Annotated in this window: 19 protein-coding genes; 9 read left to right on the forward strand and 10 right to left on the reverse strand. The window is 64.3% G+C overall.

The features are described from left to right. Positions 1-17: 17 nt before the first annotated feature. Positions 18-956 (reverse strand): LysR substrate-binding domain-containing protein, encoded by a 939-nt coding sequence (locus HDG39_RS30765; protein ID WP_184011480.1) that lies wholly within the window; start codon positions 954-956, stop codon positions 18-20. 124 nt (positions 957-1,080) lie between these two features. Here HDG39_RS30765 and HDG39_RS30770 point away from each other — a divergent pair, with 124 nt between their 5' ends. Beyond that, the gene (locus tag HDG39_RS30770) at positions 1,081-2,118 is read left to right on the forward strand and encodes a DUF1338 domain-containing protein (RefSeq protein WP_184011482.1); all 1,038 of its coding nucleotides are present in this window, start codon (positions 1,081-1,083) and stop codon (positions 2,116-2,118) included. Between the two features lie 63 nt (positions 2,119-2,181). Further along, positions 2,182-5,154, forward strand: coding sequence for an FAD-binding and (Fe-S)-binding domain-containing protein (locus HDG39_RS30775; protein WP_184011525.1), 2,973 nt, complete (start codon positions 2,182-2,184; stop codon positions 5,152-5,154). 23 nt (positions 5,155-5,177) lie between these two features. Here the strand turns inward: HDG39_RS30775 and HDG39_RS30780 are convergent, their stop codons facing one another. The 3 genes from HDG39_RS30780 to HDG39_RS30790 all read right to left on the reverse strand — a co-directional run bounded on the left by HDG39_RS30780 (position 5,178) and on the right by HDG39_RS30790 (position 6,979). Further along, positions 5,178-5,813 (reverse strand): helix-turn-helix domain-containing protein, encoded by a 636-nt coding sequence (locus HDG39_RS30780; protein WP_184011484.1) that lies wholly within the window; start codon positions 5,811-5,813, stop codon positions 5,178-5,180. A gap of 196 nt (positions 5,814-6,009) precedes the next feature. After that, on the reverse strand, positions 6,010-6,831 hold the full coding sequence (locus HDG39_RS30785; protein WP_184011486.1) for an isocitrate lyase/PEP mutase family protein: 822 nt from the start codon (positions 6,829-6,831) through the stop codon (positions 6,010-6,012). Beyond that, complete coding sequence (locus HDG39_RS30790; RefSeq protein ID WP_184011487.1) at positions 6,812-6,979, reverse strand: hypothetical protein; 168 nt, start codon at positions 6,977-6,979, stop codon at positions 6,812-6,814. The genes HDG39_RS30785 and HDG39_RS30790 overlap by 20 nt, the downstream gene beginning before the upstream one ends. A 115-nt stretch (positions 6,980-7,094) precedes the next feature. Here HDG39_RS30790 and HDG39_RS30795 point away from each other — a divergent pair, with 115 nt between their 5' ends. Next, positions 7,095-7,406: a hypothetical protein gene (locus HDG39_RS30795; protein ID WP_184011489.1), complete on the forward strand. Its 312-nt coding sequence runs from the start codon at positions 7,095-7,097 to the stop codon at positions 7,404-7,406. 188 nt (positions 7,407-7,594) lie between these two features. Here HDG39_RS30795 and HDG39_RS30800 read toward each other — a convergent pair whose 3' ends face one another. From HDG39_RS30800 to HDG39_RS30810, 3 genes are all read right to left on the reverse strand, one after another. Then, positions 7,595-7,903, reverse strand: a complete 309-nt coding sequence (locus HDG39_RS30800) for a DUF4148 domain-containing protein (RefSeq protein ID WP_184011491.1) — start codon at positions 7,901-7,903, stop codon at positions 7,595-7,597. Between the two features lie 191 nt (positions 7,904-8,094). Beyond that, on the reverse strand, positions 8,095-9,189 hold the full coding sequence (locus HDG39_RS30805; protein WP_184011493.1) for an aldose epimerase family protein: 1,095 nt from the start codon (positions 9,187-9,189) through the stop codon (positions 8,095-8,097). A gap of 33 nt (positions 9,190-9,222) precedes the next feature. Then, entirely contained in the window at positions 9,223-10,443 is a 1,221-nt protein-coding gene (locus HDG39_RS30810; RefSeq protein WP_090808461.1) for a XylR family transcriptional regulator, read from the reverse strand. Between the two features lie 270 nt (positions 10,444-10,713). On the opposite strand from HDG39_RS30810, the gene xylA reads away from it, so the two are divergent. The 6 genes from xylA (at position 10,714) to HDG39_RS30840 (ending at position 19,124) form a co-directional block, all read left to right on the forward strand. Continuing rightward, on the forward strand, positions 10,714-12,036 hold the full coding sequence (xylA, locus tag HDG39_RS30815; RefSeq protein ID WP_184011495.1) for a xylose isomerase: 1,323 nt from the start codon (positions 10,714-10,716) through the stop codon (positions 12,034-12,036). A gap of 130 nt (positions 12,037-12,166) precedes the next feature. Further along, positions 12,167-13,195, forward strand: a complete 1,029-nt coding sequence (gene xylF, locus HDG39_RS30820; RefSeq protein ID WP_184011497.1) for a D-xylose ABC transporter substrate-binding protein — start codon at positions 12,167-12,169, stop codon at positions 13,193-13,195. 95 nt (positions 13,196-13,290) lie between these two features. Beyond that, positions 13,291-14,850, forward strand: coding sequence for a D-xylose ABC transporter ATP-binding protein (xylG, locus tag HDG39_RS30825; protein ID WP_184011499.1), 1,560 nt, complete (start codon positions 13,291-13,293; stop codon positions 14,848-14,850). Beyond that, entirely contained in the window at positions 14,847-16,046 is a 1,200-nt protein-coding gene (locus HDG39_RS30830; RefSeq protein ID WP_184011501.1) for a sugar ABC transporter permease, read from the forward strand. Before xylG ends, HDG39_RS30830 begins: the two co-directional genes overlap by 4 nt. A gap of 290 nt (positions 16,047-16,336) precedes the next feature. Beyond that, complete coding sequence (locus HDG39_RS30835) at positions 16,337-18,607, forward strand: xanthine dehydrogenase family protein molybdopterin-binding subunit (RefSeq protein ID WP_184011503.1); 2,271 nt, start codon at positions 16,337-16,339, stop codon at positions 18,605-18,607. 55 nt (positions 18,608-18,662) lie between these two features. Continuing rightward, the gene (locus HDG39_RS30840) at positions 18,663-19,124 is read left to right on the forward strand and encodes a (2Fe-2S)-binding protein (RefSeq protein WP_184011505.1); all 462 of its coding nucleotides are present in this window, start codon (positions 18,663-18,665) and stop codon (positions 19,122-19,124) included. A 215-nt stretch (positions 19,125-19,339) separates the two neighbouring features. Here HDG39_RS30840 and HDG39_RS30845 read toward each other — a convergent pair whose 3' ends face one another. Genes HDG39_RS30845 through HDG39_RS30855 form a run of 3 tightly spaced genes read right to left on the reverse strand, consistent with a single transcriptional unit; the run spans position 19,340 to position 22,118 of the window. Then, a complete protein-coding gene (locus HDG39_RS30845; RefSeq protein WP_184011507.1) occupies positions 19,340-20,908 on the reverse strand; it encodes an efflux transporter outer membrane subunit in 1,569 nt (522 codons plus the stop codon). After that, positions 20,905-21,912, reverse strand: coding sequence for an efflux RND transporter periplasmic adaptor subunit (locus tag HDG39_RS30850; protein WP_184011509.1), 1,008 nt, complete (start codon positions 21,910-21,912; stop codon positions 20,905-20,907). Before HDG39_RS30850 ends, HDG39_RS30845 begins: the two co-directional genes overlap by 4 nt. Then, a complete protein-coding gene (locus HDG39_RS30855; RefSeq protein ID WP_184011511.1) occupies positions 21,909-22,118 on the reverse strand; it encodes a DUF1656 domain-containing protein in 210 nt (69 codons plus the stop codon). The genes HDG39_RS30850 and HDG39_RS30855 overlap by 4 nt, the downstream gene beginning before the upstream one ends. Between the last annotated feature and the right edge of the window lie 22 nt (positions 22,119-22,140).

The raw sequence follows: 22,140 nt of genomic DNA on the forward strand, positions 1-22,140 counted from the left end.
TCCGCATGCGGCTTTCGTCACCTCACGCCCCCCTCGGGCCGCTCCACCAGCTCCGGATAAATCGCGCCGTATGCGGCGGCCTCGCGCAGCAGCCACTCGCGGAAACTCGCGAGCGGCTTGCCGTGACTCAATTCGGTCGGATAGACAAGGTAGTACGCGGCCTCGGCGAGCGCGGGTGTGTCGAACGGAATCACGAGACCGAACTGCCGCAACTGCGTGTCGACGAAAAAGCGCGGCACCAGCGCAATGCCGAGTCCGGCCGCGGCCGCGCTGATCAGCATCGTGTGCAGTTCGTAGCGCACGCCCTGCATCGTGCGGTTGTCGTCGACGCCGAAATTCGCGAACCAGGTCGCCCAACCATCGGGTCGCGTCGTCGAATGCAGCAGCGGATAGTGAAGTAATTCGGCGACGTTGCGGACCGGCCGCTTCAGCAGACTCGCCGCGCAGATCGGCACCACTTCCTCGCGAAACAGAAAATCCGCCGACGTACCCGGCCAAGTCGGCTTGCCGTAATGAATTGCCGCTTCGAAATGCGTGTCGGCGAACGGAAACGTCGCGGTACGCACGCCCATGTTCACGCGCACCTCGGGGTATTGTTCATTGAACGAGGCCATGCGCGGAATCAGCCATTGCGATGCGAACGTCGGCAATACCGCGAGTTCCAGATAGCCGCCGCCGCTGCCGTGCGCGATGATCGATAGCGTGTCGCGATCGAGGTGTTCGAGCGAGCGTCTCACCTGCGCGCTGTAGACCTTGCCCGCGCGCGTCAGCACCACGCGTTGCTTGACGCGCACGAACAGCCGCACGCCTAGATTGCTTTCGAGCGTATTGATCTGTCGCGACACCGCGCTTTCGGTGAGGAACAGTTCGCGCGCCGCATGCGTGAAGCTCTGATGCCGCGCGGCGGCTTCGAACGCGAGCAGCGCGCCCATGTTGGGAATCTTGAACTTTCGCACGTTAATTCCAAAAACGCATCAAGTCGCGAGTTTATCTCGCTTTACGGGGCGCAGAGCGTTTTGAATAATCTCGCCCGTTATGAGGCGCTCGTGCAGCGCTCAACGTATAGCGTGGAGAAGCCGGATGCGAAACTTGAAGAATGCGAACGTCGAACAACTGCTGGTGAAGCTGCTGGGCGCGGAGAAAGCCGCGCGCCTTTTTGCGACGCTGAATCATCCGCATGTGTTGAACGAGTGGGAGAGCGGCAGCGTCACGCGCGCCGAACTCGCACAGGCGATGAACATGGCGCTGTTCGACGATCTGCTCGCGCGCTCGGAAAACGGCCGCCGCTATACGGAGGAAACCATCGCCGCCGGCGGCAGCGTGTACTTCGATCATGGCGCGCTGCGCACCGTGCGCTGGCCGCACAGCGGCGCGCTGCCGTCCGGCGAGGCCGCGTTCGCGCGCATCCTGCGGCCGCTCGGTTTTCGGATCAACGGCCGTTACCCGCTCGATCGTCTCGGCATGACCGGCCGCGCGTGGGCGCATGAGGACGCCGCCGACGAGATCGCGCAGTTCTTCGTCAGCGAACTGCACCCGGAGCGTTTTTCCGCGGCGTTCCAGCAGGCGGTGACGAACGTGATCGGTGCCTCGCGCGATCCGTTGACGCCGCGCGCTCACGGCCTCTTGTGGGAACTCGAACGCGATGGCGTGCTGCCGCTCGATGCGGCGCACGAGTTGCTACCGGTGATCGTCGGTGCGTTCGCGCGTCAGCACGAGATGCCACACGAAGCCGATTACGAAGTATTGTTGAAGGAATCGGCGGAGATGGCGTGGATCGCTACCGAAGGTAACGCGTTCAATCACGCGACCGATCGCGTCGCGGACGTCTTCAAGCTGTCGGACGAACAGAAGGCGAAGGGTCGGCCGATGAAGCCCGAAGTCGAGCATTCGCGTTCCGGGCGTGTGTTCCAGACCGCGTATCGCGCGGATGTCGTGCCGCGTGAATTTCGCGCGGCCGACGGCAGCGTCGTTACGCGCGACGTGCCGGGCTCGTTCTTCGAATTCATTACGCGCAAGCGCAGTTTCGATCAGAACGCGCGCCGCTGGGAAACGGACCTGCGTTTCGACGCGGGCAACGCACAGGGCATCTTCCGGATGACCGCGAGCCAGGCGGCCTGAGCGCATACGGCGGCGCGAGCGCCGACATCGCAGACGAGGTGCGCAGTGGGGACGTCATTGTCATTGGATGAAGAGCGGCGGCTTGGCGCGCAGCGGGGCGCTTTGAATGAACCGCGTGTCGCCACGCCTTTCTCGGCCAGCGCGGAGCTATTGCAGGCGCTCGAAAGCGACCTGCGCCAGCACGTGCGCGGCGAGGTGCGATTCGATCAGGGTTCCAAGGCATTGTACGCATCGGATGCGTCGAACTATCGGCAAGTCCCGCTCGGTGTCGTGGTGCCGGCCGATATCGACGATCTGCTCGCAACGCTCGCCGCATGCCGTCGCAACGACGTGCCGTTTCTTGCGCGCGGTGGCGGCACGTCGCAGAACGGCCAATGCGTGAACGTCGCGGTCGTGGCCGATGCGAGCAGGTATCTGAACCGCGTCGTCTCGATCGATCCGCTTGCGGGCGTCGCGGTCGTCGAACCGGGCGTCGTGTGCGACTCCTTGCGCGATGCCGCCGAACAGCACGGCCTCACGTTCGCACCCGACCCCGCCACGCATAGCCGCTGCACGCTCGGCGGCATGATCGCGAACAACTCGTGCGGCGCGCATTCGGTGATGGCCGGTAAGACCGTCGAGAACATCGAAGCGCTCGAAATCGCGACCTTCGACGGCGCGCGTTTCTGGGTCGGCCCGACCTCCGGGGAAGAACTCGAACGCATCATCGCGGCGGGTGGCCGACAAGGCGAAATCTACGCGGCGCTCAAGCAACTGCGCGACACGTACGCCGAACGGATTCGCGCGAAATTCCCACAGATCAAGCGGCGCGTGTCGGGCTTCAATCTAGATCAACTGCTGCCGGAAAACGGCTTCAACGTCGCGCGTGCGCTCGTCGGCAGCGAAGGCACGTGCGCGCTCACATTGCAGGCGAAAGTGAGGCTCGTGAAGAGTCCGGCCAGGCGCGTGATCGTCGTGGTCGGCTTTACCGACATCTATACGGCGGCGGACGCGGTGCCGCATTTCATGCGCTGCGGGCCGATCGCAGTCGAGGGACTCGACCGCGCGATCATTCGCGGCTTGCAGGCGCGCGGCCTGAAGAAGGACGAGATCGCACTGCTGCCCGAAGGCGATGCGTGGGTCGTGCTCGAATTCGGCGCGGACACGCAGGACGAGGTGCTGCAACAGGCACGCGACGCGGCCGCGTATTTCCAATCCGGCGCGGCCGGGCCGCAAATCTCGACGATGCTCGTCGAAGATCGCGCCTTGCAGGCGAAGGTGTGGTCGATTCGCGAGACGGGGGCGTCGGCGGTCGCGTTGTCAGTGGATCGCGACAAGCCCGATCCAGTGGTCGGATGGGAAGACGCGGCGGTCGATCCGCTGCGGCTCGGCGACTATCTGCGCGCCTTTCAGGCGCTCGTCGATCGCCATGGCTACGAGACGAGCCTGTACGGCCATTTCGGCGACGGCTGCGTGCACGCGCGCATCACGTTCGATCTGCGCAGCGCGGAAGGTATCGCGACGTGGCGCGGGTTCTTGCGCGAAGCGGCGGAACTGGTGGTCCAATTCGGCGGCTCGCTGTCGGGCGAACACGGCGATGGTCAGGCGAAGGCCGAGTTTCTGCCGATCATGTACGGCCCCGAGCTGATGCAGGCGATGGAGCAGTTCAAGGCGATCTGGGACCCGGCGAATCGTCTGAATCCAGGCAAAGTCGTGCATGCATACCGCGCCGACGAAAACCTGCGCATGGGCCCTGCGTACAAGCCGGTGACGCTGCATACGAGGCTCGCGTTCGCGAGCCAGGAAGGCGACGGCTTTCAGCGTGCGATCGAACGCTGCATCGGGATGGGCAAATGCCGCTCGCTCGAAGGCGGCACGATGTGTCCGAGCTATCGCGGCACGCGCGAGGAAAAGTACTCGACCCGCGGGCGTGCGCATCTGTTCTGGGAAATGCTGCAAGGCGACGTGATCGCCGACGGCTGGAACAGCCGCGAAGTAAAAGAAGCGCTCGATACCTGCCTCGCATGCAAGGGCTGCAAGTCCGATTGCCCGACGCATACGGACATGGCGTCGTACAAGGCGGAGTTCCTTTCTCACTACTATGAGAACAATCGTCGGCCGCGTCAGGCGCTGTTCATGGGGCGGATCGGCGAATGGGCACCGTGGGCCGCGCGTTTTCCGCGCGTGACAAACTTTCTGACAACGGCGCCCGGTTTGTCCGCGCTCGGCAAATGGATCGCGGGCGTGGCGCAGACGCGTGCGTTGCCGCGGTTCGCCGCTGCAACGTATAGGCGGAGTGCGTCGTCGCAAGCATCCGCGATTCATGCGCTCGGCGGCGACGCAAACAAGGTGATCCTGTGGGTCGATACATTCAACGACCACTTCACGCCCGAGATCGCGCAGGCCGCCGCGGATGTGCTCACGCAACTCGGCTGGTACGTCGTGTTGCCGAAGAAACGTTTGTGTTGCGGGCGTCCGCTGTACGACTTCGGCCTGCTCGAACGCGCGCGCGAGCTGCTCACGCATATCGTCGACGACCTCGCGGACGACATCGCCGCCGGCGTGCCGCTGGTCGGTCTGGAGCCTGGCTGTCTATCGGTGTTCAAGGACGAGTTGCTGAAGCAACTCCCCGATCATGCGTTGGCGAAGAAGCTGTCCGCGCAAACGTATCTGTTTGCCGATTTCGTCGCGCGTCAGCCGTTCGAGTGGCCGACGCTCGCGGCCGATGTGATCGTGCATGGCCATTGTCATCAGAAGGCGCTATTCGGCATGCAGGGCGATACGGCGTTGCTGAACAAGCTCGGCGTCAGATGGAGGCTGCTCGATACCGGCTGCTGCGGGATGGCGGGATCGTTTGGCTTCAACGTCGAGCATCATGCGTTGTCGAAGAGGATCGGCGAGGACATGTTTGAGGCCGTGCGTGACGCTGTGGCGGCGAATGCGGAAACGATCGTGTTGACCAACGGCTTCAGTTGTCGCGAGCAGATCGAGCACGGTACGGGGCGACACGCACTGCATATCGCGCAACTCGCGCAACGGGCGCTGGCGGCGCGCTGAGTGCGCGCGCCGCGCAGGGTGCGCTATTTCTTCGCTGACTCGTTCGCGGCAGGCGGTGTATGCGGAAGGTCCGCGTTGGTCGCCATCCACAACACTTCGGCGTCTTCCTCGCTAGTCGACACCGCCGCGTGACCCGTGCGGCTGTCGAAGTAGAGGCTGTCGCCCGCGTTCAGATGTGTCGGCGCGTACAGCTCCGAATAGAGGCACACGCTGCCGCTGATCACGTAGAGAAACTCCTCGCCTTCGTGGCGGCCCCAGTCGTCGAATGCATCGAGCGTGTGCGCCGAGATGCGGATGCGAAACGGCAGCATCGCCTTGTGCGCCAGGTCGGTGGCGAGCAACTCCATCTGATAGCCGCGATAAGCGTGGCGCTGGCCCTCGTTCCTGCGAGTCAGTGCGCGCCGGCCGCTCGCGCTGACTTTCGGCGTCGAGCCGAATAGTTCGCCAATTTCGATCTTCAAGCCCAGCACGATTTTTTGCAGCACGTCGAACGTGGGGGACATCAGGCCGTTTTCGACTTTCGACAGCGTCGAGCGCGAGACACCGCATAGGCGGCTCGCGGTTTCGAGCGTCAGATCCTGCGCTTGACGGGCGGCGCGCACGCGCCGGCCGAGATCGGTGGAGGACGTGTCGGCGGATTTGGTGAGGTGGGTGTCCATGAGGCTTGCTGCTGGTCGGGTATGCGCTTGATCGGGCGAATAATGTTTCCGATCATAACATTTGGCGTGATCGGGGCCTTTGTGCGCCGATTCACGCGCTCGTGCGCTTTTCTCATCGGAAACGTCACGGTTTTTCCGATGCGTTCGACGCAGCGTGGCGATCTGGAATTGATGAGGCGTCCTTTGCGCGGCGTTTTCACGCGCTGCGATTGAAAAGCTCATTGAGCTGCGTGCCCGCCGTCGCGCCGGTGAAGTCGAAGCGGCCATCGGCCAGCGCCTGAGCGGCGTGCATGAAGCCACCCCACGCCGCGCGCGCGAGCCCGCCGCCGACACTGATCCGCCGCACGCCGAGCGCCGCCACGTCCTGCAACGTCAGGGTCGATGTCGAGCCGATCAGCAGATTGACGGGCTTCGGCGCGACGGCCGCGACCACCGCTTCGATCTGCTCGCGCGTCTGGATGCCGGGCGCATACAGGCAGTCGGCGCCCGCCGCCGCATAGGCCTTCAGACGCGCAATGGCATCGTCGAGATCGGGCTTGCCGGCGAAGAAATTCTCCGCGCGGCCGACGAGCAGCGTGTCGCCGCCGTTCTGATCGATCGCGCGTCGTGCCGCGCTGAGCCGCTGCACGGCGACGTCGACCGGAAACAGCGGCGCGGCGGGGTTGCCGGTCGAGTCTTCGATCGACAGACCCGCGACGCCCGTTTCCACCGCGAGCGTCACGCTCTCGGCGACTTCTTCCGGGTCGCGGCCGAAACCGTTTTCGAAGTCGGCGTTGACCGGCAGATCGGTCGCGTCGACGATTGCGCGCAGGTGCGCGAGGATCGTTTCGCGCGGCAACGTGTTGTCCGCATGTCCGGTCGACCACGCAAAACCAGAACTCGTGGTCGCGAGCGCCCTGAAGCCGAGTGTATGCAAATAACGGGCGCTGCCCGCGTCCCACGGATTGGGCAGCACGAAACAGCCAGACGAGTGCAGCGCGCGGAAAGCGGCGCGTTTTTCAGCGGCGGTGCGGGGCATCGCATGTCTCCTTGGTGTGAGAGGGAGCGGCTCCCTCGTTGAGGGGATAACGCCGGGCCAACTGTTGCGCAGGCGAATCGGCATTCACCAGGGGAAAGTCTATGTCCGTATCGAAACCGTGGTAGATGAAATTGGTGGCGACTTTCATAGACGTTTCCAATAATTGAAAACGGCGGCAGGTGAATAAGCCGGCTCAGAGATGCGAAGGGCCGAGCGGGAAGACGGCATTCGCGACGAGGTCATTTCCCCAAAGGAGGCACAACATGAACATCGCGACCCAGATGCGGTCGATCCCTGCCGTGTTGGTGCTCACGCTCGTTGGCTGCGCCGCAGGCGGCGGGAATGGCGGCGCGCAAACGCATCTGAGTGCAACGCAATGCCGCGATCTGACCGATCTCAGGAACAAGGCACCGGCCACGCACCAGCGGAGCATGAGCGAACTGACAGCGCTGCGGCAAGCGGGCTACCACCCTGAACGACGCTTTGATCCTGACTATCCGGCGAGTCTCGAGCGCGCGCAGAGGCAGGTGGACCTCTGGTATCAGGCGGAATGCCCGCAGGCACGGGCTGGGTGAATCTGCGGCGGCGTCAGAATTAGCGGTACGTTGTTGGCGCCGCATAAACGTAAAAAGCGGGCACATGCCTTGAAAACATGCGCCCGCTTCATATCGGTTCGAAACGGCGAAAACCGCAAAGACGGGAAAGGGCCGTTAACTCAAGAATCTTTCCTCGCTACGGACATTCGCCATACGTTCGCGACTCGTCACTGACCGTCCGGATTGACCCACATCGGATGATGGCCCGCTTGCGATGATCCGCCCATCGACGACCCATAGCCAGACGTGTCGCCTTGGCCCTTCGCGTTCGTCGCGGAGACGCGTGCCTCGGCCGCCTGGATGTCTGCGGGATATTGGGCATCGAGCGCGATGGCCGGGTTATAGCCATTCTGTTCGAGTTGCTGCACCTCTGCCTTGACTTCGGCCCGCGTGATCGGCTGTTGCGATTGCGCGAACGACGCGACCGGCGCAGCGATCATGGCCGTAAGCGCAACTGCCTGGATAAGCGATTTCATGATGTTTCCCTCCGTAGTTGTCTGTCCGGCACCGCAGCGATACCGGTGCCATAAGCGCAGTCTAGAAGGGGGCGAACTTGGGGAAAACCACTAGCCGACTAATTCAGTATTGCAGAGAACGCGTAGTCGGCGAGTTGTAATCTCGCCGTCGCGGTTCTCGTAGAACAGCGAAAATGCGTCCGTCAAGCTGGTTACACACCTTTGCGCACATCGACCCGATAACTCGTGATTTGCCGATAAGTATCTCCGGGTCGCACGATCACTTCGTTCTGCCCGGTCATATTGACCTCGTTCGGGAAACCGCCCGCCTCGAGGCACAAGCCGGCGTGCCGCTGGTAGCGGACACCGCCGCGTCCCGGGTTGCCGTTCAACGCGTTGCCCGTGTAAAACTGCAAGCCCCGCTGATCAGTGGCGACGGTCAGTTCGCGTCCGCTGCCCGGATCGTATGCACAGGCGACTTCGCGCAGCGGCGGCGCGTGGCCGTCGTTGCCCTTCGTCGCGTTTGCCGGCGCCTCGCGCAGCACGTAGCAATGATCGAAGCCGCCGGCGCGCGCGAGTTGCGCGTGCGGCCAGTCGAGCCGGCCGCCGATCGGCGCGCTCTGCCGGAAGTCGAATGCGTTGCCCGCGACGTCGGCGAGCTTGCACGGAATCATCGTCGCGTCGACTTCGAAAAAGCGCTCGGCGTCGATCGACAGCACGTGGCCGCGAATGTCGGTGCCCGCGCGCCCGGTCAGGTTGAAGTACGGATGGCTCGTCAGATTGAGCGGCGTCGGCGCGTCGGTGATCGCTTCGTAGCCGATCGTCAGCGTGCCGTCGTCGTCGAGCGAATAGCGCACTTGCACCGTCACGTTGCCCGGAAAACCGGCATCGCCTTCGGGCGACTCAAGCCGCATCAGCAACGCGCCGTCGTCCTCGGCGACCTCCCACAACGCCCGATGAAAACCGACCGTGCCGCCGTGCAGCAGATTCGGACCTTCGTTGCGATCGAGCGTGTACTCGATGCCGTCGAGCGAAAAGCGCGCGCCCGCAATGCGATTCGCCCAGCGGCCGATCAGTCCGCCCATGTAGGTCGAGGCCGCCACGTATTCGGCGGGCGTGTCGTGACCGAGCAGAATATCGCCGAGACGTCCGGCGCGATCCGGTGCGTGCCACGAAACCAGCGTCGCGCCGAGGTCGCTGATGGCGACTTTCATGCCGTGCGCGTTGCGCAACGTGTAAAGCCGTACGCGATCGCCGCCCTGCAGTGTGCCCCACGGCTCGGAAGAGAGTTGTGCGATGCTGATCATGTGGTCAGTGCGAAGAAAAAATAGAAAGCATGCTCAGCCAGCGGTTTTGGTCTTCGGGCCCACGCGCTCCTGGTATTCGCGCGGCGTGCAGCCGAGTTCGCGGCGAAATACCGCGTACATGTACTGCAGCGACGTGAAGCCGCACCGGATCGCGACTTCCGCGCTCGACGCATCGCGTTTCGCGAGCAGCGACTTCGCGACGTCGAGCTTGTGGCGCAGGATCTCCTGATGCACGGTGCACTGACGCTCGCGCCGGAAATACTCTTCGAGCGACGAACGCGACACGCCCACATAGTCGGCCACCTGCTCGGTGCGAATGCCCTGGCACGCGTACTGGCGAATGAAATGGCGAGCGCGCATCACGTAAGGACTCGCGAGCGGCTGATGCCGCGTCGATTCGAGCACGTTGATGCCGACCGGCGGCACCAGAATGCGGCGCCCCGGAAAGCGCGCGCCGTGCAGCATCTGATGCAGGATGTGCGCGGCGGTACGGCCCATTTCCTCGGTGCCCTGGATCACCGACGACAGCGGAATGCGCGTCAGCGTCCGCGTGAGCGGATCGTTGTCGATGCCGATGATCGCGACTTCCTCCGGCACTGGAATGCCCGCGATCAGACATGCCTGCAGCAAATGCCGCGCACGCGCGTCGGTCACCGCGATGATGCCGACCGGCTTCGGCAGTTGCCGCAGCCACGTGGTCAGCTGTTCGATGGCCTGGTTCCAGGACGGCGCGCTCGTCGACAGACCGCGATAGATCTCGCTATCGATCTGCGCCGCGCTGCGTCCGTCCGCGCTGCGCAGATGCGCGAAGGCGAGTTCGCGCTGTTGCGCCCAACGGTTTTCCTGCGCCTGCGGCAGGCTGTACAGCGCGAAGTTTTCGAGGCCCGCGCCGATCAGGTGCGTGTACGCGAGCGACACGAGCTTGCTGTTGTCGGTCGCGATATAGGGTAAATCCGGGGGGTACTGCGTCGGGTCCTCGTACGACGAACCGACCGCGACCACCGGCAGTGGACAGTCGCGCAGGGCTTCGTCGACGGCGGGATCGTCGAAGTCCGCGATGATGCCGTCGCCGTCGAAGCGCTGGATACCCGCGAGCCGGCAGCGGAAGTCTTCTTCGAGGAAGAGATCCCACGCGACGCGCGTCGACAGCAGGTAGTTGCCGATGCCGGTGATGATCTCGCGATCGTAGACCTTGTTCGCGTTGAACAGCAGCGCGATGCGATGGGTTGTCTGAGGTGCTTGTGGACGGGTCATGGCGGTGAGCGGCGGGTGGATCGATGGACCACGCGCCTTTGTCTCCATTGTGTCGGGTGCCTGGGAGCAATCCCGTTTTTAAGCGTCTGGTTATTCTAGGCGCCGATTCGCGCGACGGCAGTAAACAAACGCGCGGGCGGTAAGAAACATCAAGCGAGCTGCGCAATTTCGCAATTGCCGGCACATCGTGCAAGCGGCAGCATGGCGTCACTTTGTCGGCCTGCGCGGCTTCTCGCGTGGATTGCAATGCAACATACATTGGAGACGCCGATGTCCTACTTCGAACACATTCCAGAGATTCGTTACGAAGGCCCGCAATCGGACAACCCGCTTGCGTACCGTCACTACGACAAAACGAGGAAGGTACTCGGCAAGACGCTCGAGGAACATCTGCGTATCGCCGTCTGCTACTGGCATACCTTCGTATGGCCCGGCGTCGATATCTTCGGTCAGGGCACGTTCCGGCGGCCGTGGCAGCAACCCGGCGACGCAATGGAACGGGCGCTGCAGAAGGCCGACGCCGCGTTCGAATTCTTCTCGAAGCTCGGCACGCCGTACTACACGTTCCATGATACCGACGTCGCGCCAGAAGGCGCGAGCGTGAAGGAATACAGCGAGAACTTCCTGCGCGTGTCCGACTACCTCGCGCGCAAGCAGCAGGATACCGGTGTCAAATTGCTGTGGGGCACCGCGAATCTGTTTTCGCATCCGCGTTACGCGGCCGGCGCCGCGACTAATCCGAATCCGGAGGTTTTCGCCTTTGCGGCGACCCAGGTGCGTCATGCGCTCGACGCGACGCTGCGCCTCGGCGGCGAAAACTACGTGTTGTGGGGCGGCCGCGAAGGCTACGACACACTGCTCAACACCGACCTCGTGCGCGAGCGCGAGCAGTTCGCGCGCTTCCTGCACATGGTCGTCGAACACAAGCACCAGATTGGTTTCAAGGGCGCGCTGCTGATCGAGCCGAAGCCGCAGGAGCCGACCAAGCATCAATACGACTACGACGTCGCGACCGTGCACGGCTTCCTGCTGCAGCACGGCCTCGACAAGGAGATTCGCGTCAACATCGAGGCGAATCACGCGACGCTCGCGGGGCACTCGTTCCATCACGAGATTGCGACCGCATTTGCGCTCGGCATCTTCGGTAGCGTCGATGCGAATCGCGGCGATCCGCAAAATGGCTGGGACACTGACCAATTTCCCAACAGCGTCGAGGAACTCACGCTGGCCTTCTACGAAATCCTGCGCCACGGCGGCTTCACGAGCGGCGGCATGAACTTCGATGCGAAACTGCGGCGCCAGAGTGTCGATGCGGAAGACCTGTTTTATGGCCACATCGGCGCGATCGACAACCTCGCGCTCGGCCTCGAACGCGCCGCGGTGCTGCTCGAAAACGAGCGCCTCGAGCAGTTCAAGCGGCAACGCTACGCGGGCTGGGATGGCGAGTTCGGCCGCAAGATCCTGTCCGGCGACTACTCGCTGTCGACGCTTGCGGCGGACACGCTGGCGCGCGATCTCAATCCGCGGCATGTGAGCGGGCAACAGGAACAGATGGAAAACATCGTAAATCAGGCGATTTATAGCGGACGTTGAATAAAGATCGCGCGGCCACGTCGACCGCGCGCACCAGCAAGCTGTGGGTTGTCGCTTGTCCGAGTCTGCGGCTCGCAGCGCAGACCGATACGTCCGGTATTCCGGCTATCACTACACAAAGGAGACATCAATGAAATTCGCAATGCGTCGTAACGTACTTAGCTCGCTGTTGTGCGGCGCGGTACTCGCCAGCCTGTCGCTCGCCGCGCCGCTCGCGCACGCCAGCAAGGATCATCCGGAAATCGGCTTCTGTATCGACGATCTGCGCGTCGAGCGCTGGTCGCGCGATCGCGACTATTTCGTCGCCGCGGCGGAAAAGCTCGGCGCGAAGGTGTCGGTGCAATCGGCCGATGCGAGCGAAGAGCGTCAGATCTCGCAGATCGAAAACCTGATCTCGCGCGGCGTCGACGTGATTGTGATCGTGCCGTTCAACTCGAAGACGCTCGGCAACGTCGTGGCCGAAGCGCGCAAAGCGGGCATCAAGGTGGTGTCGTATGACCGTCTGATTCTCGACGCCGATATCGACGCCTATATCTCGTTCGACAACGAGAAGGTCGGCGAGATGCAGGCGCAGGGCGTCTATGACGTGCGTCCGAAGGGCAACTACTTCATGCTCGGCGGCGCACCGACCGACAACAACGCGAAGATGCTGCGCCAGGGCCAGCTGAAGGTGCTGCAACCGGCGATCGACAAGGGTGACATCAAGGTGGTCGGCCAGCAGTGGGTACCGGAGTGGAGCGCATCTACCGCGCTGCGCATCATGGAAGACGCGCTGACCGCGAACAACAACAAGATCGACGCAGTCGTCGCGTCGAATGACGGCACCGCTGGCGGCGCGATCCAGGCGCTCGCCGCGCAGGGCCTCGCGGGCAAGGTACCGATCTCGGGTCAGGATGCCGACCTCGCTGCCGTGAAGCGCGTGGCGGCCGGCACGCAGACGATGACGGTCTACAAGCCGCTGAAGCTGATCGCGGGCGAAGCGGCGAAGCTGTCGGTCGCGCTTGCCAAGGGTGACAAGCCGGCGTTCAACGCGCAATACGACAACGGCAAGAAGAAGGTCGATACGGTGCTGCTGCAGCCGACCAAGCTGACGAAGGCGAACCTCGACACCGTCGTGAAGGACGGCTTCTACACGCAAGAGCAACTCGCGAGCAAATAACACAGAGACGGGCCCTATGTGAACGCCACGCTCCCGGGTCATGGCGCCCGGGAGCGCGGTCGAACATCGGCCCAACTTGCAGCGAGGCATAGCGAATGACGCAACCTCTTCTGACGATGCGCGGCATCGTCAAAGCTTTTTCCGGCGTGAAGGCGCTCGACGGCATCGATCTGACCGTATCGCCGGGCGAATGCGTGGGCCTGTGCGGCGAAAACGGCGCGGGCAAATCGACGCTGATGAAGGTGCTGTCCGGCGTGTATCCGCACGGTACGTGGGACGGCGAAATAACCTGGGAAGGCGAGACGCTGAAGGCCGCGAGCGTACGCGACACCGAACGCGCGGGCATCATCATCATCCACCAGGAACTGATGCTCGTGCCGGAGTTGTCGGTCGCGGAAAACATCTTTCTCGGCAACGAAATCACGCTGCCCGGCGGCCGCATGAATTACGCGGCGATGTATCAGCGTGCCGACGAACTGCTGCGCGAACTCGGCATCAGCGGCATCAACGCCGCGCAGCCCGTGATGAACTATGGCGGCGGCCATCAGCAGCTGATCGAAATCGCGAAGGCGCTGAACAAGCGCGCGAAGCTGCTGATCCTCGACGAACCGTCGTCGTCGCTGACCGCCTCCGAAATTGCGATTCTGCTCGATATCGTGCGCGATCTGAAACGGCGCGGCATTGCCTGCGTGTACATTTCGCACAAGCTCGACGAAGTCGCGGCCGTCTGCGACACGATCAGCGTGATTCGCGACGGCCGCCATGTCGCGACCGAGCCGATGCACGCCCTGACGACCGAGCGGATCATCTCGCTGATGGTCGGCCGAGAGATCAAGAACCTGTTTCCGCGCGAGCCGCATCCGATCGGCGACGTGATCTTCGAAGCGCGCAACGTGACCTGTTTCGACATGACGAATCCGCGCCGCAAGCGCGTGGACGACGTGTCGTTCTCGTTGCGGCGCGGCGAAATTCTCGGTGTCGCCGGGCTCGTCGGCGCGGGCCGCACCGAGCTGATGCAGGCGATTTTCGGTGCGTATGCAGGCATCAGCGAGGCGCACGTCGTGCTCGACGGCAAGCCGCTGAAAATTCGCGCGCCGATCGACGCGATTCGCGCCGGCATCGCGATGGTGCCCGAGGATCGCAAACGCCACGGCATCGTGCCCGGCATGAGCGTCGGCCATAACATCACGCTTGCGGTGTTGCAGCGTTTCGCGTCGGGCGGACGTATCGATTCCGCGGCCGAACTCGACACGATTCAGACGGAAATGAAGCGGCTTTCCGTGCGCGCCGCGAATCCGATGTTATCGATTGCAAGTCTGTCGGGCGGCAATCAGCAGAAGGCCGTGCTCACGCGCATGTTGCTGACCAACCCAACCGTGCTGATTCTCGACGAACCGACGCGCGGCGTCGACGTCGGCGCCAAATACGAGATCTACAAGCTGATCTTCCAGCTGGCGCAGCGCGGCATGTCGATCGTGATGGTGTCGTCAGAATTGCCGGAAGTGCTCGGCATCAGCGACCGGGTGCTCGTGATCGGCGAAGGCGAGTTGCGCGGCGACTTCATCAACGACGGCCTCACGCAGGAAGACATTCTCGGCGCCGCGATCCGCCCCGTGCATCTATCTTCGAACCCAACCGCAGCGAGTGCCGCATGACTCCCGAAGTAACTTCCCAACGCACCGACAACGCCGCGCCGCGAGGCGCATTCGGCGGCACGCAACGGATCCAGCAACTGTTCGCGCGCTACAAGATTCTGGCGCTGCTGATCGCCGTCGCCGTGATCTGGATTTTCTTTTCGGCGCTCACGCACGGCGCGTTCGTCACGCCCCGCAACCTGTCGAATCTGCTGCGGCAGATGTCGATTACCGGCATGCTCGCGTGCGGTATGGTGTTCGTGATCATCGCCGGTGAAATCGATCTGTCGGTCGGATCGCTGCTCGGTTTGCTCGGCGGCGTCGCGGCGATTCTCGACGTGAACCGGCACTGGCCGATCGGCGTGACGATTCCGGTCGTGCTGCTGCTCGGCGTCGCGGTCGGCGTGTTCAACGGCTGGTGGTCGACGTATCGGCGCGTGCCGTCGTTTATCGTCGGGCTCGGTGGCATGCTCGCGTATCGCGGCATTCTGCTCGGCATTACCGGAGGGTCGACGATCGCGCCGGTGTCGGACAGCTTCGTGTTCGTAGGCCAGGGCTATCTGCCGCGGCTTGCCGGCGACACGCTCGCCGTCGTGCTGTTCCTGCTGCTGGCATTCCTGACGATCCGCCAGCGCGCGAATCGGCAGCGTTATCAGTTGCGCGTCGTGCCGTTCTGGCAGGACGTCGCGAAGGTGATCGGCGCGGGCGCGATCCTCGCCGGCTTTATCGCGATGCTCGACAATTACGGCGGCATTCCGGTGCCGGTGTTGCTGCTGCTCGCGCTGCTCGGCGTCTTTTCATGGATCGCGACGCAGACCGTGTTCGGACGCCGCATCTACGCGGTCGGCTCGAACCTCGAAGCGACGCGGCTCTCGGGCGTCAACACCGACCGCGTGAAGCTCGCGATCTTCGCGCTGATGGGGCTGATGTGCGCGTTCGCCGGCATCGTCAACACGGCGCGGCTCGCGGCCGGTTCGCCGTCGGCGGGCTCGATGGGCGAACTCGACGCGATCGCCGCGTGCTTTATCGGCGGCACCTCGATGCGCGGCGGCTCCGGTACCGTGTATGGCGCGCTGATCGGGGCGCTCGTAATGGCGAGCCTCGACAACGGCATGTCCATGCTCGACGTCGACGCGTACTGGCAGATGATCGTGAAGGGCGGCATCCTCGTGCTGGCCGTGTGGATCGACGTGGTGTCGGGTTCGAACCGCCGTTGATCCGGTCGGATGATCGCCTGATTGAATCAAGCGCAGGGTTCGCGGTGTGCCGGCGGTGACTTACGCCGGCACACCGCCGCCTCTGCGCGGTCGCAGTTAATGAAACACCCCACGACTTTCCCGCGCCGCTTTCAGTCCCCGCCTTCCCACGCCGCACGGCCGCTCGAGGTTCACGCGCGCATTTAAGTCTCACGCTCGCCGATTCGTCTTATTACTATTCGCAGACAAAGACGGGTGCATCGGCGCTGTCGCCGCTTTCCTACCATCGAGCCAGCCGAGCGAGCCATGCCATGTTGACGCGCAGAACCTTTCTGCTTGGCGGCGCCAGTGCGTTGGGCGGGCTGCTGGTCGGCTGGGCCGTGGTGCCGCCGCGCCAGCGCCTGATGACGTCGACGCCGCTGCCGACGCAAGGCACTCAGGTCGCGCTGAACGGCTGGGTCAAGATCGACGCCGACAACCGCGTGACGATCATGGTGCCGAAGGCCGAAATGGGGCAGGGCATCCATACGGGGCTTGCGATGCTGCTCGCCGAGGAGCTCGACGCCGACTGGGCGCAGGTCAAAGTCGAAGAGGCGCCGATCGACCGGATCTACAACGCGGTGCAGAGCATCGTCGACGATCTGCCTTTTCGCCCCGACGACGACAGCTACATCCGGCGCGGCACCGTGTGGATCACGAGCAAGGCAGTGCGTGAGATCGGCACGATGATGACGGGCGGCTCCTCGAGCATGAACGATCTCTGGACGCCGATGCGCGAGGCCGGCGCGTCGGCGCGCGTGATGCTGATCGAGGCGGCGGCCGAGCGCTGGGACGTGCCGGCCCGCGAATGCCACGTGGAAAAGGGCTACGTGCTGCACCGGTGGGGGCACAAGGCGACGTTCGGCGAGTTGTCGTCGATGGCCGCGCGCCAGCCGCTGCCGCGCAGCGTCGTCCTGAAACAGCCGGCCGACTTCAAGCTGATCGGCCAGCCCGTGCGGCGCATCGAAGCCGCGTCGAAAATCGACGGTGCGGCGCGCTTCGGCATCGACGTGTTGCCCGACGGTTTGGTCTATGCGAGCGTCGTGATGTGTCCGACGCTCGGCGGTACGGTCGCGCATTTCGATGCGACGCCCGCGCAAAAGATGCGGGGCTTCATCAAGGCGTTCGCCGTGCCGCCGTACGCGGGCGGCACCGGCGGCGTGGCCGTGATTGCGGACAACGCATTTCGCGCGATGAGCGCGGTCGAGGCGATCAACGTGACCTGGCATGACGGCGCGGCCGCGAAGGTGTCGAGCGCGGCGGTGGACTGCCGCCTCGTCGAGGCGCTCGACCATACGGACGGCCACGTGTATTACCACGTCGGCAACGTCGACAACGCGATGAGTCGCGCGGCGCGCACGATCGAAGCGGTCTATCACGCGCCGTACCTCGCGCATGGCGCGGTCGAGCCGCTGAACTGCACGGTGCAGGTCGCGGACGGCGCAGCGACCGTCTGGGTGTCGACGCAGATGCCGCGGCTGGCGCGGCATCATGCGGCGAAAGTGCTCGGCCTCGACGTCGATCTCGTCGATGTACAGACACAGTTGTTGGGTGGCGCATTTGGCCGGCGCCTCGAACTCGATTTCGTCGCGCAGGCCGCGGCGATCGCGCGCGAGGCCGATGGCCGTCCGGTGCAAACCATCTGGTCGCGCGCGCAGGACTTCACGCACGACTTCTACCGGCCCGCATGCGCGGCATGGCTTCAGGCCGGCTTCGACGAGCACGGCAAGCTGGTCGCCTGGCACGCGAAGTCGGCGGGCCAGGCGATCGTGCCGGATGCGCTCGCGCGTTACTACGGCGTGCCGCACATCCCGATCGACAAGACCACCTGCGAAGGCGCGTTCGATCAGCCGTACGAGTGGCCGGCCGCGCGCGTGTCGCACAAGATTGTCGAATTGCCGGTGCCGATCGGCTTCTGGCGCTCGGTCGGCCACTCGCATCAGGCCTTCTTCACCGAGAGCTTCACCGACGAAGCCGCCGCCGCGGCCGGCCAGGACCCGATCGCGTTTCGCGCGATGCTGCTCGTGCAGCATCCGCGTCATCTGGCGGTCCTGAAGCGTGTCGAGAAGTTGTCGGACTGGGGGCGTCCGCTCAAACCCGCCGCCGATGGCGCGCGTTGCGCTCATGGCGTCGCGTTGCACGAGGCGTTCGGCAGCGTGGTCGCGCAGGTCGCGGAGGTGTCGATCGGCGCGAACCGGCAGATTCGCGTGCATCGCGTGGTGTGCGTGATCGATTGCGGCTTGCCGGTGAATCCGAACCTGATCCGGCAGCAGATGGAAGGCGGCATCGTGTTCGGGTTGTCGAGCGCGTTGCAGAACGAGATCACGATCGTCAACGGCCAGGTGCAGCAGAAGAACTTCGTGGACTTTCCGGTCGTGCGGATGAACGGGTGCCCTGCGATCGAAGTCGACATCATGCCGAGCCAGCTGCACCCGCAAGGTGTCGGCGAGCCGGGCGTGCCGCCGATCGCGCCGGCGGTGGGCAATGCGGTGTTCGCACTGACGGGGCAGCGTTTGCGGACGCTGCCGTTGCGGCTTGCATGACGGACATCGGATCAGCAAAAGCTTGCGGTGTAGCGCGGCGAGTCAGGAGGCAAGCATGGCGGTACTGAGTATCAATGGACGCAGGGTGATGGTCGATGCCGACCCGGACATGCCGCTGCTATGGGTACTGCGCGGCGATCTCGGCATGACCGGCACGAAGTTCGGCTGCGGCGTGGGCATCTGCGGCGCGTGCACGATCAATCTCGATGATGCCGCGTGCCTCGCATGTCAGACGCCGATGTCGAGCCTGCATACGCAGAAGATCACGACGATCGAGGGTTTGCAGGGACGCGAGGCGCAGGCGCTGAAGGCCGCGTGGATCGAACTCGATGTGGTGCAGTGCGGTTATTGCCAGAGCGCGCAATTGATGGCGGCTTGCGCGTTGCTGAAGCACAAGCCCGATCCGACCGATGCCGACATCGACGAGGCGATGACGCCAGTGGTGTGCCGTTGCGGCACGTATCCGCGGGTGCGGGCGGCGATACATCAGGCGGCGGCGAAGGTGCGCAAGAGCTGAGCCGCTCTTGCGCGCCGCCGCCCGCCCAACTCAATTCGCCAACATTTCGACCACCGCGACCACTGCGGTGAAGATACCGATGCATCCGCCCAACGTGACTACACCCTGCATAAATGGCGACATACGAGACCCCGTAGCGTGAAGTGGTGTCACGTATTTAACCGAAAGTGAAAGCAAAAAGAAAGATTGTCAAAAATAAATCGTAAGACGACCGATCAAGGCGCTTTCGCAGTTGCGGCCGCCGACGCTCCCGACTTCGCGGACGGCTTGGCCGCGACAGGTGTTGCCTTCAGCTGCGGCCGCGTTTCGCCCGGCGTGCTTTGCCCGCCAACTTCCCAGCCGCCGCCCAGCGACAGGAACAGATTGACCTGATCGACCGCCACCTGGCCCTCCGCCGCCGCGAGCTGCGACTTCGTGGCCGTCAGCGTGCGCGTCGCGTCGAGATCGGAGATGAACGACTCTCGCCCGGCGCGATATAGCCGATGCGTTTCATCCGCCGATTGCGCCGCCGACTTCAGCGCCGCGCGCAGCGATTCGGCGCGCGCGTAATCGGAAGCGTAGGTAGCGAGGTTGGTCTCGGTTTCGCGCAGCGCGGTCAGCACCACGCCGTCGAACTTCGCGAGCGCGACCTGGCTCGACGCTTCGGCTTCGTGGACCCGTTGGCGCGCGCCATTGGTCGGGAAGGTCCAGCTGATCAGCGGACCGAAGGCCCAACGCGCAGTCGGCGAGGTGGGAATGTCTTCCAGAATGCCCGTGAAGCCCGCCGACGCGCCAATGCTGATGCTCGGATAAAGCGCCCCGGTCGCGACGCCGATGCGCGCTGTCGACGCCGCGAGCTGACGCTCGGCTTCGTGCACGTCGGGGCGTCGCCGCAGCAGCCCGGCGCCGTCACCGATCGGGATCGGCTGGTGGATTTGCGGCAGCCGGTCGCAGGCGAGCACGGCCGGCGGCAATTGCGACGGTGCCTGGGCGAGCAGCATCGCGAGCCGGTATTGCGCGATCTTGCGGCGCGCGGTGTAGCGTGGAATGTCGGCCGTCAGAGTCTCGACCTGAGTCTGGCCGCTCGTGACCGCGGTCTGGTTTCCGCGCCCCGCGTCGCGCAGACGGCGCGACACGTCCACGCGCTCCTTCTGTAGCGCGAGCGATTGCTGCGCGATGCGCAGTTCCTCGGCCGCCGAGCATTGTTCGACGTACGAGCGCACCACGTCCGCGACGACAGTGATGCGCGCGAGGTCGCCCGCGGCTTCCACGGCCTCGGTGTCCGCCGCCGCCGCTTCGACGCCGCGGCGCAGCTTGCCGAACAGGTCGATTTCGTACGAGACGTTGATGCCCATGTCACCCAGGTTGGTGACCGGCAGTTTCTCGAAGAGCAGGTATTGCTCGGCCGATTCCTGCGCGCGCTGGATCGCCACCGACGCGTTGCCCGAAAAACCGCCCTGCGCTTGCGCTATGCCCAGCGCCTCGCGCGAGCGCGCGAGATTCGCGGTCGCGACGCGCAGGTCGGTATTCGATTTCAACGCCTGGTCGACCAGACCGTTCAGCACCGGATCGTCGTACAGCTTCCACCAGACGGTCGGCAGATTGAGGGTTGACGTCAGCTTGGGATCGGCGCCCTCGATCGCTCCGTTCGCGAGCGGGGCATTGACGAGCGCCTGTTTCGGCAGCGTGTAGTTCGGCCCGACGTTGATGCAGCCGCTCAGCGCGACGGTGAGCGGCAATAACGGCAGCAGTGGCAGCAGCGGCAAGCGCGGTGTCAGCGAGGACAAGGTACGCACGAACTTCATTGCGACGCGCCCGACGGTGCGGTGCCCGACCCAGCGGCCCCGGACGCCACCGACGAACCCGGCGCCACCGGCGCAGCCGAAGCGGCGACCGTGCCAGATGCGCCACCCGTGCCCGACACGGCTCGTCTCCTGAGCGGCGACAGGTCACGCACCGACACCGTAGCGGTACGCCCCGCGATCAGGCGGAAATCGGCGGGCACTTCATCGAGCGCGACCCGCACCGGAATGCGCTGCGCGAGCCGCACCCAGCTGAACGCCGGGTTCACGTTCGGCAGCAGATTGGCGCTTTGCGTGCGGTCGCGGTCTTCGATACCGGCGACGATGCTCTGCACGTGCCCGCGCAGCGGCTTCGGCTCGCCCATTACGATGATGTCGACCGGCTGGCCGATGTCGATGCCGCGCAGCTTGGTTTCCTCGAAGTAGCCGTCGACGCGGAACGAATGCATGTCGACCACCGCGACCACCGCACGGCCGGCCGCGACGAATTCGCCGGCGCGCGGCGCGCGGTCGTTCAGATAGCCGTCTACCGGGCTTTTGATCGTCGAGCGCTCGAGGTTCAGCTTCGCGGTGTCGATCGCGACGTTCGCGTCGGCGAGCGCGGCTTCGCCCGCCTCGACGCGCGAGCGGCTTTCTTCGAGTACTTCGGCGGCGACGAGGTTGCCGAGCTGACGATTGCGCGCGTATTCGCGGCGTGCCTGATCGAGCGTCGCGCGGCGCTGCTGCGCCGTTGCCTCGGCCTGACGCAAAGCGAGCGTGTAGCGCGCCTGATCGATCCTGAACAGCACCTGGCCCTGCTTGACCTGCTGGTTGTCCATGACCTCGACCGACGAAATCAGTCCCGACACGTCGGGCGCGACCTGGATCACGTCGGCGCGTACGCGCCCGTCGCGGGTCCACGGCGCGAACATGTAGTAGTTGACGAGTTTCCACAGCACCAATGCTGCGACCACTACGACGATCAGGGTCAGCAGGATCTGACCGACGGAGAACCAGGTTTTTTTCACGTTATTAGTCTGTGCGAAACGACGACGACAAGGCCCAGCACCAGCACATAGACGCCGAGATCGAAGATGGTGCGATGCCAGACGAAGCGGTAAAAGCCGGTGTAATCGAGCGCGGTGCGAATGCCGAGGTTGATCAGATACGCGATCAACATCAGCACCAGCACGGACGGTACGAACACGCCGAAGATATCGATTTCACCGATCATCGCGGGAACTGGGAAAAGGGGG

This window comes from Paraburkholderia lebeckiae (assembly GCF_014201005.1).
In the GTDB taxonomy this organism is placed as follows: Bacteria; Pseudomonadota; Gammaproteobacteria; order Burkholderiales; family Burkholderiaceae; genus Paraburkholderia; species Paraburkholderia tuberum.

What these genes read in the sequence shown, in the direction of transcription:
- HDG39_RS30770 (WP_184011482.1), top strand. Translation starts at nt 1,081, where the DNA reads ATGCGAAACTTGAAGAATGCGAACGTCGAACAACTGCTGGTGAAGCTG.
- HDG39_RS30780 (WP_184011484.1), bottom strand. Translation starts at nt 5,813, where the DNA reads ATGGACACCCACCTCACCAAATCCGCCGACACGTCCTCCACCGATCTC.
- HDG39_RS30785 (WP_184011486.1), bottom strand. Translation starts at nt 6,831, where the DNA reads ATGCCCCGCACCGCCGCTGAAAAACGCGCCGCTTTCCGCGCGCTGCAC.
- HDG39_RS30790 (WP_184011487.1), bottom strand. Translation starts at nt 6,979, where the DNA reads ATGAAAGTCGCCACCAATTTCATCTACCACGGTTTCGATACGGACATA.
- HDG39_RS30795 (WP_184011489.1), top strand. Translation starts at nt 7,095, where the DNA reads ATGAACATCGCGACCCAGATGCGGTCGATCCCTGCCGTGTTGGTGCTC.
- HDG39_RS30800 (WP_184011491.1), bottom strand. Translation starts at nt 7,903, where the DNA reads ATGAAATCGCTTATCCAGGCAGTTGCGCTTACGGCCATGATCGCTGCG.
- HDG39_RS30805 (WP_184011493.1), bottom strand. Translation starts at nt 9,189, where the DNA reads ATGATCAGCATCGCACAACTCTCTTCCGAGCCGTGGGGCACACTGCAG.
- HDG39_RS30810 (WP_090808461.1), bottom strand. Translation starts at nt 10,443, where the DNA reads ATGACCCGTCCACAAGCACCTCAGACAACCCATCGCATCGCGCTGCTG.
- xylA (WP_184011495.1), top strand. Translation starts at nt 10,714, where the DNA reads ATGTCCTACTTCGAACACATTCCAGAGATTCGTTACGAAGGCCCGCAA.
- xylF (WP_184011497.1), top strand. Translation starts at nt 12,167, where the DNA reads ATGAAATTCGCAATGCGTCGTAACGTACTTAGCTCGCTGTTGTGCGGC.
- xylG (WP_184011499.1), top strand. Translation starts at nt 13,291, where the DNA reads ATGACGCAACCTCTTCTGACGATGCGCGGCATCGTCAAAGCTTTTTCC.
- HDG39_RS30830 (WP_184011501.1), top strand. Translation starts at nt 14,847, where the DNA reads ATGACTCCCGAAGTAACTTCCCAACGCACCGACAACGCCGCGCCGCGA.
- HDG39_RS30835 (WP_184011503.1), top strand. Translation starts at nt 16,337, where the DNA reads ATGTTGACGCGCAGAACCTTTCTGCTTGGCGGCGCCAGTGCGTTGGGC.
- HDG39_RS30840 (WP_184011505.1), top strand. Translation starts at nt 18,663, where the DNA reads ATGGCGGTACTGAGTATCAATGGACGCAGGGTGATGGTCGATGCCGAC.
- HDG39_RS30845 (WP_184011507.1), bottom strand. Translation starts at nt 20,908, where the DNA reads ATGAAGTTCGTGCGTACCTTGTCCTCGCTGACACCGCGCTTGCCGCTG.
- HDG39_RS30855 (WP_184011511.1), bottom strand. Translation starts at nt 22,118, where the DNA reads ATGATCGGTGAAATCGATATCTTCGGCGTGTTCGTACCGTCCGTGCTG.